We start from the raw sequence: 15,068 nt of genomic DNA, 5'->3' as shown, positions 1-15,068 counted from the left end.
CTGGAAATTAAAAAATGAGCATCACCTTCTTCAGCAACGCACGGATCGTCGACGGCACCGCCGCGGAGCCCGCCGAACCCCAGGGCGTCGTCGTCGAAGGCGGCCGCATCCGCGAAGTCTCGGCCACCGCCAAGGCGCCCGCCGGCGCCACGGTGATCGACGTCGCTGGCAAGACCCTGATGCCCGGCCTGATCGACGCCCATGTCCACGTCGTCGCCGTCGAGGCCAGCCTGGCCCGCAACGCCACCCTGCCCGACAGCCTGATCATGGCCCGCTCCATCAGGCTGCTGGGCGAGATGCTCGACCGCGGCTTCACCACCGTCCGCGACGTCGGCGGCGCCGACCATGGCCAGGTGGTCGCCACCGAGCAGGGCTATGTCCGCGGCCCGCGCCTGGTGATCTCCGGCAAGGCGCTCAGCCAGTCCGGCGGCCATTGCGACTTCCGCGGCCCCTTCGACAATGCGCCGAGCCAGTTCGAGGGCCGCCTCGGCGCGCTCGGCCGGCTCTGCGACGGCGTCGCCGAGGTCCGCCGCGCCGCCCGCCAGGAAATCAAGTCCGGCGCCCGCTTCATCAAGATCATGGCCAATGGCGGCGTCGCCTCGCCGACCGACCCGATCCACTTCCTCGGCTTCTCGCGCGAGGAGATCACCGCGGCGGTGGAGGAGGCGCGCAATGCCGGCGGCTACGTCTCCGCGCATCTCTACACCGACGAGGGCATCCGCCGCGCCGTCGAATGCGGCGTCCATTCGCTCGAGCACTGCAACCTGATCACGCTGGAGACCGCGCGTTTCGCCGCGGAGCAGGGCGCCGTCGCGGTGCCGACGCTGGTCACCTACGACAAGCTCTCCGAGGAAGGCGAGGCGCTGGGCATCGGCGCCGAGGCCGTGGGCAAGGTCGATACCGTCCGGCTGAAGGGCATGGAATCGCTCTCCATCATGGCCGAGGCCGGGCTGCCGATGGCCTATGGCAGCGACCTGCTGGGCCCGATGCACCGCCACCAGTCGGAGGAATTCGTCATCCGCGGCCGCGTGCTGCCGGCGCAGCAGGTGATCGCCTCGGCGACCCATATCGCCGCGAAGCTGTGCCGGATGGAAGGGCAGATCGGCGTCGTCGCCGAGGGCGCCTTCGCCGACCTGATCGTCGTCGACGGCAATCCGCTGGCCGATCTCTCGCTGCTGACCGGCCAGGGCCGCGCCATGTCGGTGATCATGAAGAACGGCGAGATCGTCAAGCACTAGGCCGGCGCGAACCTGACCGGGGGGGGAGTGCCTCCCCCCGCTGCGGCGTCTGTGCCTCAGCCGGGCTCCTCCGGGCTGAGCTGCGACCAGTCCTGCTGCAGCACCGCCAGCAGCGCCGCGCAGGCCGGGTTGTCGGCGCCCTCCCGCCAGGCGAGCATCAGCTCGGCGGCCGGGAGGTCCGGGCCGGCCAGCGGCCGCAGCACCACCTCCGCCTGGCGCAGCCGCTCCGCCGCCTGCGGCACCACGGCGATGCCGAGGCCGGCGCCGACCAGCGCCAGGATCGAATGCGTCTGGCTGATGAACTGCAGCCGGACCGGCGCCACCCCGGCCTGGCGGAACAGGCCGAGGATCAGCTCGTGGAAATACCGCCCCTCGACGGGGGGGAAGGTGATCAGCGCCTCGCCTTCCAGCTCGGCGATGCCGACCGCCGCGGCGCCCTCCAGGGCATGGCCGCGCGGCAGCGCCAGGCGCAGCGCCTCGCGCTGCACCAGCGCGCTGCGCAGCCCCGGCGCCGGCGGCTGCGGCCGCAGCAGCGCCAGGTCCACCTGCCCCGCCTGCAGCGCCGCCACCTGGTCCTGCGAGACCATCTCGCGCAGGCTGAGCTCGATCTCCGGCAGCCGGGCGCGCGCCACCGCCACCAGCCGCGGCAGCACGCCATAGCCGGAGGAGGCGGTGAAGCCGATGGTGATCTGCCCGCGCTGCCCCTGTGCCACCCGGCGGGCCTGCTGCGCCGCACCCTCCGCCGCCTGCAGCAGCCGGCGGGCATCGCGCAGAAAGGCCTCGCCGGCCGGGGTCAGCCGCACCGCGCGGCTGCCGCGCAGCAGCAGCACCAGGCCGAGCTGCCGCTCCAGCTGCTGGATCTGCCGGCTGAGCGGCGGCTGCGTCATGTTCAGCCGGGCGGCGGCGCGGTGGAAATGCAGCTCCTCGGCCACGGCGACGAAGCAGCGGAGCTGGCTGAATTCGAACATTGATGCAGTATCGGTATCAACCGATGCCAAAACAAGCTTGGACGGGTATCGGGCGGCCGCGCTTAGCTGGTGGCATAAGAATGACCGCCGGAGGGTCCAAGGATGAAACGTCGCCACCTGCTGCAGGTCAGCCTGACCGCGGCTGCCGTCTCGCCGCTCGCCGCCCCGGCGCTGCGCGCCCAGGGCTTCGACCACACCATCCGCATCATCGTCCCCAACGCCCCGGGCGGCACCAGTGACATCCTGGCCCGCCTGCTGGCGCCCGAGCTGACCAGGGCGCTCGGCCAGTCGGTGGTGGTCGAGAACCGCGCCGGCGCGGCCGGCAATATCGGCGCCGATGCGGTCGCCAAGAGCCCGCCCGACGGCCACAGCCTGCTGCTGATGGATGTCTCGACGCTGGCGATCAACCCGGCGCTGTTCCCGCGCATCCCCTTCGACGTGCAGCGCGACCTGGCGCCGGTCTCGATGGTGATCTACGCGCCCTATCTGCTGGCCACCAAGAACGCCCTGCCGGTGACCGACGCCGCCTCGCTGACGGCCTATCTGAAGGACCGCCGCAACAGCATCAACCTGGCCAATGCCGGCGTCGGCAGCATGACCCATCTGACCGCGGTCGAGCTGGGCGCGCATCTCGGCGGCGAGCTGGTGCAGGTGCCCTATCGCGGCGGCGCCCCGGCGCTGCTGGCGGTGGCCTCGGGCGAGGCCGACATGATCATCAACGGCGCCACCGCCACCCAGCCCTATGTCGTCAACGGCCAGATGCGCGGCATCGCCGTCTCCGGGCCGCAGCGCCTGGCCGCGCTGCCCAATGTGCCGACCTTCAAGGAGCTCGGCTGGCCGATGGCCGACGCCGGCACCTGGCAGGGCATCCTGGTGCAGGGCAATACGCCGAAGCCGCTGATCGAGAAGCTGGACCAGGAGCTGCGCAAGGTCGTGGCGCAGCCGGCCATCGCGACGCGCATCGCCGATCTCGGCGGCGTGCCGCGCACCGACGGGCCGGACCATTTCCGCACCTGGCTGACCCAGGCGACGCAGAGCTTCGGCGACATCGTGCGCAAGCACAACATCAAGCCGGAATAGGCGGCAAGGCCGGGGGAAGGAATTCCCCCGGACCCTCTTCCTCTTTCTTATTCCTGGAGCAAGACGGCATGACGATCGCGATGGCCGCGGGGCTGCGGCGGCCACAGGCCGACCTCGTCTCCCTCGCCACCCGGCTCTTCGAGGCCGCAGGCCTGCAGCCGGACAAGGCCGAAAGCCTCGGCCGCATCCTGGTGCTGACCGACATGATGGGCCGCCACACCCATGGCCTGGCCCAGGTGAAGGCCTATCTCGAACAGCTCGGGAATGGCGGCATGACCAAGGCCGGCACGCCGGAGGTGCTGCGCGACACCGGCTCGACCTTCGTCTGGGACGGCCACTACCTGCCCGGCCCCTGGCTGGTCGAGCAGGCTATGACGGAGGCCCTGTCCCGCGTGCAGGAGCACGGCGTCGTCACCTTCGCCATGCGCCGCAGCCACCATATCGGCTGCCTCGCCGCCCTGGCCAAGCAGGCGACGGATGCCGGCTGCTTCGTCATGCTCGCCTCCTCCGGCCCGCACAGCCGCATCGTCGCCCCGCATGGCGGCAAGGAAGCCCTGTTCAGCCCGAACCCCTTCGCCATCGGCTTCCCGACCGGCGATTTTCCGGTCCTCGTCGACATCTCGGCGTCCATCACCACCGTCTCGATGACGCGCGAGAAGGTCGCCGCCGGCACGCTGTTCGAGCATCCCTGGCTGCTCGACAGCGAGGGCCGCCCGACCCGCGACCCCGCCGTGATGGAGCGCGCCACCGATCGCGGCAGCCTGCTGCTGCTGGGCGGCCAGGAGGCCGGGCACAAGGGCTTCGGCCTGGCGCTGATGGTCGAGGCGCTGACCCAGGGCCTGGCCGGCCATGGCCGCCGCGACGCCCCGGCCCGCTGGGGCGCCAGCGTCTATCTGCAGCTGATCGATCCGGCCGCCTTCTCGGGGCGCGAGGCCTTCCTCGACCAGATGGATTTCCTGGCGGCGCAGTGCCACGCCAATGCGCCGATCGATCCCGACCGCCCCGTCCGCCTGCCCGGCGAGCAGGCCGACCGCCGGATCGCCGAGGCCCAGCGCGACGGCGTCCCGCTGTCGGAGACCACGATCGGCGCGCTGAAGAGCTGGGCCACGCGGCTGGGCGTCGCCGCCGGGGTGCTGGACTGAGGCTTCCCGATCCGGCTGCGCAATTTTTTTGCGTGCCGTGTTCAATGACACGCTGACGCCGGTCCGCAGCATTGCTAAGCATTCATTCAAGCCTGGGCCTGCCGGCGCTCCCTGCCGCGCAAGCCCGGGGCGCACCGGTCCCGCAGCAGGCGCATGCATCATCCGCCGGGACACAGGGCCAGCACGCCGTGCCATCAGTCAGCTACGTCGCCCTCACGGGCAATCGGGACATCGACGGCCTGCTCTCCGGCCTGCGCTGGGGGACCACCAACCTCAGCTACAGCTTCCCGGGCTACGGCGCCTATTTCGAATGGGGCTATGGCCAGGGCGAGCCGAACTACAATTTCGAGCCGTTCAGCGCGCAGCAGCGCGCCGTGGTGCGCCAGCACCTGAGCGACATTTCCGCGGTCACCAATCTGAGCTTCTTCGAGACCGGCGAAAGGGTCACCCAGACCGGCGACCTGCGCTACGGCATGTCGGACTATCCCGATACCGCCCATGCCTATTACCCCAGCCTCCTCGGCCTCGGCGGCGACAGCTGGTACAACAATTCCAGCCGCCAGTACGACGATCCCGGCTTCGGCAACTATGCCTATCTCGCCATCCTGCACGAGACCGGCCATGCGCTCGGCCTGAAGCACCCGCATGAGAGCGGCACGACGCTCTCCTACGACCATGACTCGATGGAATACTCGGTCATGAGCTATCGCGGCCATGTCGGCGCCTCGCTGGATGGCTATCGCAACGAGGCCTGGGGCTTCGCCCAGACCCTGATGATGAACGACATCGCCGCGCTGCAGGTGATGTACGGCGCCGATTTCGGCACGCGCGCCGACAACACGCATTACAGCTGGAGCCCGGAGACCGGGCAGATGTTCGTCAACGGCGTCGGCGCCGCGCGCCCCGGCGACAACCGCGTCTTCATGACGGTCTGGGACGGCGGCGGCACCGACACCTACGACCTGTCCAACTACTGGAACTCGGTCACCATCGACCTGCGGCCTGGCCAGTGGACCACCACGGCCGACTGGCAGCGCGCCGATCTGGGCGACGGCTACAAGGCGCGCGGCAACGTCGCCAATGCGCTGCTCTACAACGGCGACACCCGCTCGCTGATCGAGAACGCCATCGCCACCGAGTCCAACGACACCGTCTATGGCAACAGCGCCGGCAATGTGATCGACGGCCGCGGCGGCTGGGACACCGTGGTGCTGGCTGGCAGCCGCTCGGACTACCTGATGGACGGCACCAGCGGCTATGTCACCGCCGAGGGCTTCGGCGTGCTCGACAGCCTGCTGCGCGTCGAATACGTCCGCTTCGAGAATGGCGGCGCCGCCGACAGCATCGAGAACATCATCGGCGCCGACGATTTCCGCAACGCCATCGGCGACGGCAGCAAGCGGATGGGCGCGCTCTGGGTCGATGGCGCCGCGCGCGGCCGCATCGAGGCCTGGAACGACACCGACGTCTTCGCCATCACCCTCCAGGGTGGCCGCAGCTACAGCTTCGAGCTGCGCGGCCTCGACCTGCTCGGCGGCAACCTGGCGGATTCCTTCCTGGAGCTGCGCGACGCCGGCGGAAACCTGCTGGCGATGAACGACAACCACCGCACGCGCGACGCCCATATCGACCACCGCATCGCGACCGATGGCACCTACTACCTGCAGGCGCGCAGCTCGGGCGGGACCACCGGCGTCTATACCATCACCGCCACCCTGGCCGACGACTACCGCGACGTCCCCGGCGAGACCACGGCGCCGCTGGGCAGCCTCGCCCCCGGCCAGTCGCAGCGCGGCGAGATCGAGGCGGGCGGCGATGTCGATCTCTTCGGCGTCACGCTGCAGGCCGGGCATCGCTATGTCTTCGACCTGCGCGGCATGCTGGACGGCAGCGGCCAGGCGGTGCCGGTGACGCTGGAGCTCTGGCAGGGCAATACCCGCCTCCAGGCCGGTACCACCCATGGCCTGACTGGCGACGGCTTCCTGGCCGTCACCGCGGCGCAGACCGGCAGCTACGAGCTGCATGCCAGCTTCGCCTCCTCCGGCCAGATCGGCAGCTACACGCTGCGCGCCGCGGCCGGCGACGGCGACGATTTCCGCGACACCCTGGCCGACGGCACGGCGGCGCTGGGCACCCTGGTCCGCGGCGGCAGCGTCAGCGGCAGCATCGGCAAGCTGGGCGATGCCGACATCTTCGCGATCCGGCTGACGGCGGGCGAAGCCTATGCCTTCGACCTGCGCGGCGCTGGCGCTGGCGTCGGCACGCTGGGCGACGGCTATCTCGAGCTGCGCGACGCCAACAACCTGCTGGTGGCGCGCAACGACAATGGCGCGACCCGCGATGCCGGGCTGGAATTCACCGCGGCGGCGGACGGGATCTACTACCTCAAGGCGCGCGGCGTCGGCAGCGCGACCGGCAGCTACACGCTGGTCGCCGGCGTGCCGGATGATTTCGCCGACAGCCGGGCGGACCGGACCGACCCGGTCGGCGCCCTGGCGCTCGGCACCACGCAGAGCGGCCAGATCGAAACCGTGGGGGATGCGGATCTGTTCGCTGTCTCCCTGCGGGCCGGCACCTCCTATGAGGCGGTGCTGACGCATGCCGGCCTCGGGAACGTCGCCCTGCAGCTGTCGCAAGGCGGCGGCGTCACCCTCGCCAGCGCCTCGACCCTGTCCAATGGCAGCCTGCGCCTGGTCTACCAGGCGGAGACCAGCGGCAGCCACAACCTGCTGGTCAGCGGCGCGACCATGACAGGCGGCTACCAGCTCACGGTCCTGGGCGGTGTCTTCGACGACCATGCCGACCAGGTGGTCGAGGGCGGCGCGTATGTGCCGCTCGCGGTGAACGGCTCGGCGATCCAGGCGGTGATGGACAGCGGCAGCGATGCCGATGTTTTCGCGGTGACCCTCTCCTCCTCCTTCAGCTACCGCTTCCATCTGGAGGCCGGCGGGGGCCGGGATGCTGGGCTGGAGCTCTACCGAGGCAACGGCACGCGGGTCGCCAGCAACACCGCCTTCGACGGCCAGGACGCCGTGCTGGATCTTTCGCCGATGACATCGGGCACATTCTACGTCCGGGTGGTCTCCAACAGCCGAAGCGCGGGCAGTTACACGCTGACCGCCATCTCGGAGGAGCGCGGCAGGCTTGACGATTATCGCGACACCGTCACGGACGAAAGCGAGCCGCTCGGGCGTTTCGACGATCTGTTTAAAGACGGGCGTCTGGAGACCGGCTTCGACCGGGATGTCTTCAGGGTCGATCTCCAAAACTACATTCGTTACACTTTCGTAATGGATAGCACGACCAGCTGGGGCACAGAGGGGCAGTTTCGCCTCGTCCTCATCCATTCGGACGGCAGGGAGGTGGTCCAGGCCGTCGAAAGGACCGGTTCAGACCGCGTACAGTTCGACTTCTCGCCGCTCAGCAGCGGCACCTACCACCTGGCGGTCAGCGACGATGCCCATGTCGGCGGCGACTACATGATCACGATGCGGACGAAGTACATTCCCTGGACCGCCGGGATCGAGGCCGCGCCGCTGATGGCCGAGGCCCGGCCCGAACAGGACCTCGTCTTCGCCTGACCGGTCAAAACGCGGCCGGCCGCCATCGGGCGGCCGGCCCCTGAAAAAAACTACTTCGCCAGTTCCTGGGCGCGGCGCAGCGCCGAGGTGAAGCCGTCCAGCGAGACGTTGAAGGTCACTGCCTCGCCGCTGCCCAGGTTCTCGGCGGTGACCTTCAGCACCTTGCCGCGCTGCAGCGCGCGACTGCCGGCGGCGTCGAGGTTGAGCGGCGCCAGGCAGCCGGCCTCGATGCAGGTGTTGAAGGCGCGCACCGGGCCGAAGGGCTGGTCGTCCAGCACCAGCGTGTTGCCGGCATCCAGCCGCAGGCCGAAGGGCATCAGCAGCATGCCGTTCAGCTCGTCATTCGGCAGGGTGCGCACCTCCATGGTGAAGATGCGGCGGCCGGTCTGGTTGTTGCCCTGGCTCTGCGAGATGGCGCAGACCTTGCGGCCGTCCTGGCCGCCGCAATTGACCATCCAGTCGCCATGCTCCTCGTTCACGGAGCGGGCGCCGCCGGGGAAGGTCACCGGCGCCGCGGCCGGGGGCTGGGCGGGGGTGGCCGGCGCCGCGGGGGTGCCAGCGCGCGGGGCGGGGGTGGCCGCCGGGGCGTTGCGCGGCTGCTGGGCCAGGGCGGCCGGGATCATCCCGGGGGCGGCGGCCAGCAGCAGGCCGAGCGCGGCGCCGCGCAGCGGCAGGCGGGGGGAGGGGGCATGCGGCATCGGTCGGCCTTCCAGCAATCGTCGATCGGGCGGGGCGCCTTATTGCGACTGATGCGCACTTGCGTCCAGCCCTGTTTCACCCGGCCTGCCTCAGCTGGCCGGCTGGGCGGCCGCCTGGGCACCGGCCGGCGCGCCCTCCTCCAGCCCGGGGATGCCGCGGCCGGCCTTGGTCTCCGGCATGGCCAGCAGCACCAGCAGGAAGGTGGCCAGGCCGACGGCGCCGAGCAGGCCGAAGGCGACCCAGTAGCCCATCCAGGCGGCGATGGCGCCGGCGGCCGCCGTGCTGATGGTGGCGCCGATGCCGACCGCCAGGCCGAACAGCCCCATGCAGAGATTGAAGCGGTTGGTGCCGCGCGTCAGGTCGGCGGCGACCAGCGGCACCAGCACGGCGAAGACGCCGGCGGTCAGCCCGTCCAGCGCCTGCGAGGCCAGCAGCACCGAGGGGCCGGACAGCGTCGCCAGCAGCGCGCCGCGCACCGGCAGCACGGCGAGGCCGGCCAGCAGCACCAGCCGGCGGCCATGCTGCTCGCTCAGCCGGCCGATCCAGGGCGAGATCATGGCGACCACCACTTGGCTGACCACCAGCCCGCCGGCGACGAAGAGATTGGCCTTCTCGCCCGCCTCATGCGTCATGCCGGCGCTGGCCAGCGGCAGCATGGCGGCATTCGACAGGGTGAAGAGCAGGCAGGCGCCGGCGAAGACCAGCACGCCGCGCTGCAGCAGCAGCGCCTTGATGCCGCCCTCGCCGCTGCCGCTGCCGCGGGCGCGCTTGATCCGCGCCTCCAGGTCCTTGGCCGAGATCAGCTGCAGCGACAGGATCGCCGGGACGGTCAGCGCCGCGGTGAACCAGAACACCGCCTCGCCCGAGACATAGGCGCCGGTCAGGCCGAGCAGCGCCGCCGCCGCCGCATTGCCGAGCGAGGCATAGCGCCCGTTGCGGCCGAGCCGCTCGGGCAGCTTCTTGCGGCCGACCAGGTTCAGGCTGATCGCCGCCAGCGCCGGCACCAGCACGCAGCTGGCGAAGCCGTGCAGCACCTCGGCCGCCAGCACCGGCCAGGTCGAGGGGAAGAGCGCCAGCAGCACGGCGCTGCCGGCGATGGCGATCAGCGCCAGCAGGGCGGCCAGCCGCTTGTAGGGCGTCGCATCGACCAGCATGCCGGCCGGCACCTGGCTGAGCATCGCGGTCAGGCTGCCGACGCTGAGCGCCAGGCCGATCTCCGCCTCGCTCCAGGATTTTGCCGTGAGGTAGACGGCGATGAAGGGACCGAAGCCGGTCTGCACATCGGCCGCGAAGAAGGTCAGCCAGTCCAGTCCGCGCTGGCTGCGTTGAGAGGCCATGGATCGGGAGCGCTCCGCCGGGTGTTGGCGCGGTATCTGGCCTGCCAGGCCAAGTCCGTGCTTTCGCTCAACGACGGGGCGGCCCGGCGGTTGCCGGCAGGATGGCCGGCGGCGGCGGCGGGGCGGGCGTCCCGCCACCGCCCCCGCCGGCCGGCCGGGGCTGCCTCAGGCGGCGCGGACCTGGTGCACGAAGTCGTTGACCTCGGCGCGCAGCTGGCCGGACTGTCCGGACAGGGCGGTCGCGGCGGCGAGCACCTGGCCGGCGGCGGTGCCGGTCTGCTGCGCGCCCTCGCTGACCGAGGCGATGTTGACCGTCACCTGCTCGGTGGCCTCGGCGGTGGCCTGCACCGTGCGGGCGATCTCGGCGGTGGCGGCGGTCTGCTCCTCGACCGCGCTGGCGATGCTGACCGTGGTGGCGCTGACCTCGGCGATGGTGGCGCTGATGCCCTCCAGCGCGCCCACCGCTTCGCGGGTCGCCGCCTGCATGGTGGCGATCTGCCCGCCGATCTCCTCCGTCGCGCGCGCCGTCTGGCTGGCCAGGTTCTTCACCTCGGAGGCGACCACCGCGAAGCCCTTGCCGGCCTCGCCGGCGCGGGCGGCTTCGATGGTCGCATTGAGGGCGAGGAGATTGGTCTGGCCGGCGATGCTGCTGATCAGCCCGACCACCTCGCCGATGCGCTGCGCGTTCTCGGACAGGGCCCGCATGGCGGTGTCGGTGCGGCGGGCATCCTCGACGGCGCGGGTGGTGACGCCGCTGGCCTGGGCCACCTGGCGGCTGATCTCGGCTATCGAGGCGGAGAGCTCCTCGGCCGCGGCGGCGACGGTCTGCACGCCGCGGCTGGATTCGCCGGCGGCGACCGAGACCCGCCCGGCCTGGTCGTCGGTGGCGCCCGCCGTGTCGGACATGCCGCGCGCCGTGCCCTCGAGCTGGCCGGCGGCGCTGGCCAGCAGCGCCACCAGCTCGCCGACCCGGCCCTCGAAACCCTGCACCAGGCGGGCCAGGGCAGCGGCCCGCTGCTCCTTCACCGCGCGCTCGGCTTCCTGCTCCGCGGCCAGGCGGGCGGCGGTCTGCAGCCCGCTGCGGAACACCTCGGTGGCGGCGGCCATGCGGCCGATCTCGTCGCCGCGGCCGAGGCCGGGGATGGCGATGGCCAGCTCGCCGGCGGCCAGCCTCTGCATCGTCGCGGTCATGGCCCCGATCGGCCGCACCACGCGGCGGCTGACCAGCAGCAGCCCGCCCAGCATCAGGGCCAGCGCCGCCAGCAGGACGAGGGCCGACAGCGCCAGGCTGGCGGTGGCGGAGGCCGCCTCGGCATCGGCGCGCGCCACCAGCTCGCGCAGGGCAAGAAGGGAAACCTCGGCGACGGCGGTGACGTCGCCGGCGCTGGCGCGCTGGAACTCGGCCAGCGGCATGGCCGGGCGGCCGGCGGCCAGGTCCTCGGCGACGGCGCGCTGGCGGGCCATGAAGCCGGCCGGGAAGCGCTCGGCCAGCGGCGCCAGGGCGTCGCGCAGGCTCTGCGGCATCTCGGGGCGGGCGGCGATGGCCTGCGCCTGGGCCCACATCGCGGCGGTCTGGCCGCGCAGCTCGGCGGCGGTGGCGATTTCGGCCGGGCTGGGCGCGCGACGGGCGGCCAGCAGCACCTCGGACATGCCGCCGATGCCGCCGGCGGCGAGGCGCGCCGACCAGACCGCCTGCTTCATGCCGAGCAGCTGGCCGATGCCCGGATTGGCGCGCAGGATGATGTCGGTCAGCGCCGCATCCGCGCGGGTCAGCGCGTCCAGATAGGCCTGGCTTTCCCGCGCCACGGCGGCGGAGGCCTCGGTCGCGCGGCTGGCGGCGGCGAGTGCGATGTCGACACGGCCGCGCAGCCCGGTCATGGCGGATTGCGCGCCCGCCAGGGCCTCGGTCAGCGCGGCGTCCAGCCCGGCGCCGGCCATGCGCCGCTGCGCCTCGGCGAAGGCGGCATTGGCGCGGCCGCGCAACTCGGCGATGCGGGCAGTGGCGGCGGCCTCGGCCGGGCCCTGGCCGGCCAGCGCCGCCAGCATGGCGGCGCGCTCGACGCGGGCGGCGTTCAGTGTGTCGAACAGCGCGGCGTCGATGCGCGACAGCGTCGCCACGCGCTCGGCCTGGCCGCGCAGGCGCCAGCCCTCCCAGACATCGGCGCCGCTGCCAGCGACGCCCAGCACGCCGAGCGCGCCGATCACAGCACCCAGGATGCCCCGAACCGACATGCCGCGCGCGGACCTTTCCCTGCTCTCTGCCATGGCCATCCCCTTTTGGGCCTGCCCCGCTGGCGGGGGCGCTGTGTTTCGAAGGCTGTGTCCAGGGCCGCGGGACTAGGGCGGGGTTGCTGACATAAAATTAACCGATTTCGCAGTTGCGAGATAACCGCCGCGAGCGGGACCGAATTTGCTTCATGTATGACGTCATACAATGTTACCGCTGCGGCGCGCCGGCCGGCGGCCGGATGCCAAACCGAGGGAGGGATGCATGCAGGATCCGATGCGGCGCCGCGCGCTGCTGGGGGGCGGGCTGGGGCTCGGGATGGGCCTGGGGGCCGGGCTGCTCGCCGGGCCGGCCCGCGCGCAATGGGCGCCGGCCGAGCGCTATCCGGACCCGGCGATCCGGCTGCTCGACCCGAGCTTCGCCCGGTATCGCCTGGCCGCCGGCGCGGTGGAGCGGCTCTGGACCGGCGCCCGCTGGTCGGAAGGCCCGGTCTGGCTGGGCGACCAGCGCGCGCTGATCTGGAGCGACATCCCGAACAACCGCCTGCTGCGCTGGAGCGAGGCGAGCGGCGCGGTGGAGGAGTTCCGCAAGCCGTCCAACTTCGCCAATGGCAATGCGCGCGACCGCCAGGGCCGGCTTATCAGCTGCGAGCACCTGACCCGCCGCGTCACCCGCACCGAGTTCGACGGCTCGATTACCGTCCTCGCCGACAGCTTCGACGGCAAGCGGCTGAATTCGCCGAACGACGTGGTGGTGAAGTCGGACGGCTCGGTCTGGTTCACCGACCCGCCCTTCGGTATCCTCGGCCATTACGAGGGCGAGCCGGCGCCGGTCGAGCTGCCCACCAGCCTCTACCGCATCGATCCCGCGACGCGGGCGGTGACGCTGGTCAGCGACAGGATGAACCGGCCGAATGGCCTGGCCTTCTCGCCGGACGAGAAGCTGCTCTATGTCATCGAGGGCGGGCTGACGCCGCGCGTCATCCGCAGCTTCGACGTCACGCCGGACGGGCAGGGGATCGGTGCCGGCCGGGCGCTGTTCACCTGCGCCGAGGGCGAGACGCCGGACGGCTTCCGCGTCGATGTCGACGGCAATCTCTGGTGCGGCTGGGGCATGGGCAGCGAGGCGCTGGACGGCGTGCGCATCCTCAACCGCGACGGCAAGCCGATCGGCCATATCGCCCTGCCGGAGCGCTGCGCCAATCTCTGCTTCGGCGGCCGGCATCGCAACCGGCTGTTCATGGCGGCCAGCAAGTCCCTCTACGCCCTCTACGTCAACACCCAGGGCGCCGCGCTGGTCTGAACCCGGCCGGGCCCTTAGAACCCGTCGCGCCATCGGCGCGACGGAACCGACAGAAAAATGGACAGGCTGGAGTGCGACCGGATGTTCGTCGCGGTGCTGGAGGCCGGCAGCTTCTCGGCCGCCGCCGCGCGTCTCGGCACCAGCTCCGGCCAGGCCTCCAAGCTGGTGGCGCGGCTGGAGGCGCGGCTCGGCGTGCAGCTGATCAAGCGCAGCACGCGGGCGCTGGCGCCGACCGAGCTCGGCCAGGCCTATTACGAGCGGCTGCGGCCGCTGCTGGCCGAGTTCGACACGCTGGACACCGCGATCCGCCAGGCCTCGGGCGCGCCGGCCGGGCGGCTGCGGCTGTCGGTGCCGATCAGCTTCGGCACGGCGCAGCTGGCGCCGCGGCTGCTCGATTTCGCGGCCGCCTATCCGGCGATCGCGCTCGACGTGCATTTCGCCGACCGGCCGGTCAGCCTGGTGGATGAGGGCTTCGACGCCGCGCTGCGTATCGGCCAGCCGGAGGACAGCAGCCTGATCGCCCGCCGGCTCTGCGACATCCGCATCGTCTGCGCGGCCTCGCCGGGCTATCTCGCGGCGCGGGGCATGCCAGCGACCCCCGCCGAGCTGGCCGGGCATGCGCTGATCATCGACGGCAATCTGCGCGACCCGCTGCACTGGCGCTTCGCCGGCGGCGTCAGCCTGGCGGTGGCCGGCCGGCTGCGCTTCGCCAATGCCGAGGCCTGCGCCCGCGCCGCCGAGGCCGGCTTCGGCATCGCCCGCCTGCCCAGCTTCGTCGCCGGCCCGGCCTTCCGCGACGGCCGGCTGGTGCCGCTGCTGCGCGCGGCCGAGCCGCCGCCGCTCGGCCTGCATGCCCTCTACCCCCCGGCGCGGCAGCTGGCGCTGAAGCTGCGGGTGCTGGTCGATTTCCTGGCCAAGGCCTTCGCGGCGACCCCGCCCTGGGACCAGGGCTGGTGACTTCTTCCAATCCGGAAGAAGTAAGCCCCGGAATGCCCGGCTGATCGCGCGGAGCGGCAGCGGTCATGGTGCCGGCAGCCCTGCCCCCTGGAGCCGCCGCCGATGACCACCGATCCCCGCACCGCCCCCTATGCCGCCCTGCTGCTGCGCCTGGCGCTGGGCGGGCTGTTCCTCGCCCATGCCGGGCTGAAGGTCTTTGTCTTCACCCCCGCGGGCACGGCGGGGTTCTTCGCCTCGCTCGGCCTGCCGGGGTGGCTCGCCTATGTCACCATCGGCTGGGAGGTGCTGGGCGCCGTGGCGCTGATCCTCGGCGTCTGGCCGCGGCTGGCGGCGATCGCCATGATCCCGGTGCTGCTCGGCGCCATCGTCACCGTGCATGGCCCGGCCGGCTTCTTCTTCACCAACCCCAAGGGCGGCTGGGAATTCCTGGGCTTCTGGATCGCCGGCCTCGTGGCGCTCGCCCTGACCGGCGATGGTGCCCATGCGCTGCGCCCGACCCCGCTGCGCCGCCCCGCCTGAAAGACAGCCTGCAGAAAC

General features: G+C 71.8%; 11 protein-coding genes. 7 read left to right on the top strand and 4 right to left on the bottom strand.

Going from position 1 to position 15,068, the window contains the following annotated elements:
- Positions 1-14: 14 nt before the first annotated feature.
- Positions 15-1,238 (top strand): metal-dependent hydrolase family protein, encoded by a 1,224-nt coding sequence (locus WFI16_RS24050; protein WP_419900395.1) that lies wholly within the window; start codon positions 15-17, stop codon positions 1,236-1,238.
- A gap of 56 nt (positions 1,239-1,294) precedes the next feature.
- Here WFI16_RS24050 and WFI16_RS24045 read toward each other — a convergent pair whose 3' ends face one another.
- Positions 1,295-2,206 carry a LysR family transcriptional regulator gene (locus WFI16_RS24045; RefSeq protein ID WP_419900394.1) on the bottom strand — a complete coding sequence of 304 codons (912 nt, stop codon included), beginning with the start codon at positions 2,204-2,206 and terminating at the stop codon, positions 1,295-1,297.
- A 102-nt stretch (positions 2,207-2,308) separates the two neighbouring features.
- Here WFI16_RS24045 and WFI16_RS24040 point away from each other — a divergent pair, with 102 nt between their 5' ends.
- From WFI16_RS24040 to WFI16_RS24030, 3 genes are all read left to right on the top strand, one after another.
- Entirely contained in the window at positions 2,309-3,286 is a 978-nt protein-coding gene (locus tag WFI16_RS24040; RefSeq protein ID WP_419900393.1) for a Bug family tripartite tricarboxylate transporter substrate binding protein, read from the top strand.
- Between the two features lie 68 nt (positions 3,287-3,354).
- Positions 3,355-4,428, top strand: coding sequence for an Ldh family oxidoreductase (locus WFI16_RS24035; protein ID WP_419900392.1), 1,074 nt, complete (start codon positions 3,355-3,357; stop codon positions 4,426-4,428).
- A 188-nt stretch (positions 4,429-4,616) separates the two neighbouring features.
- Positions 4,617-8,009 (top strand): M10 family metallopeptidase, encoded by a 3,393-nt coding sequence (locus tag WFI16_RS24030; RefSeq protein ID WP_419900391.1) that lies wholly within the window; start codon positions 4,617-4,619, stop codon positions 8,007-8,009.
- A 50-nt stretch (positions 8,010-8,059) separates the two neighbouring features.
- On the opposite strand, the gene WFI16_RS24025 is transcribed toward WFI16_RS24030, so the two are convergent.
- From WFI16_RS24025 to WFI16_RS24015, 3 genes are all read right to left on the bottom strand, one after another.
- Positions 8,060-8,707 carry an invasion associated locus B family protein gene (locus WFI16_RS24025; RefSeq protein ID WP_419900390.1) on the bottom strand — a complete coding sequence of 216 codons (648 nt, stop codon included), beginning with the start codon at positions 8,705-8,707 and terminating at the stop codon, positions 8,060-8,062.
- 90 nt (positions 8,708-8,797) lie between these two features.
- Complete coding sequence (locus WFI16_RS24020; RefSeq protein ID WP_419900389.1) at positions 8,798-10,045, bottom strand: MFS transporter; 1,248 nt, start codon at positions 10,043-10,045, stop codon at positions 8,798-8,800.
- Positions 10,046-10,210: 165 nt separating this feature from the next.
- Positions 10,211-12,277, bottom strand: coding sequence for a methyl-accepting chemotaxis protein (locus tag WFI16_RS24015; RefSeq protein ID WP_419900388.1), 2,067 nt, complete (start codon positions 12,275-12,277; stop codon positions 10,211-10,213).
- Positions 12,278-12,590: 313 nt separating this feature from the next.
- On the opposite strand from WFI16_RS24015, the gene WFI16_RS24010 reads away from it, so the two are divergent.
- The 3 genes from WFI16_RS24010 to WFI16_RS24000 all read left to right on the top strand — a co-directional run bounded on the left by WFI16_RS24010 (position 12,591) and on the right by WFI16_RS24000 (position 15,050).
- Positions 12,591-13,574, top strand: a complete 984-nt coding sequence (locus WFI16_RS24010) for an SMP-30/gluconolactonase/LRE family protein (RefSeq protein WP_419900417.1) — start codon at positions 12,591-12,593, stop codon at positions 13,572-13,574.
- 57 nt (positions 13,575-13,631) lie between these two features.
- Complete coding sequence (locus WFI16_RS24005; RefSeq protein ID WP_419900387.1) at positions 13,632-14,531, top strand: LysR family transcriptional regulator; 900 nt, start codon at positions 13,632-13,634, stop codon at positions 14,529-14,531.
- Positions 14,532-14,633: 102 nt separating this feature from the next.
- The gene (locus WFI16_RS24000; protein WP_419900386.1) at positions 14,634-15,050 is read left to right on the top strand and encodes a DoxX family protein; all 417 of its coding nucleotides are present in this window, start codon (positions 14,634-14,636) and stop codon (positions 15,048-15,050) included.
- Positions 15,051-15,068 lie beyond the last annotated feature (18 nt).

This window comes from Roseomonas sp. USHLN139 (assembly GCF_037145735.1).
Taxonomy (GTDB): Bacteria; Pseudomonadota; Alphaproteobacteria; order Acetobacterales; family Acetobacteraceae; genus Pseudoroseomonas.
This window is presented reverse-complemented; position numbering and strand designations above follow the sequence as displayed.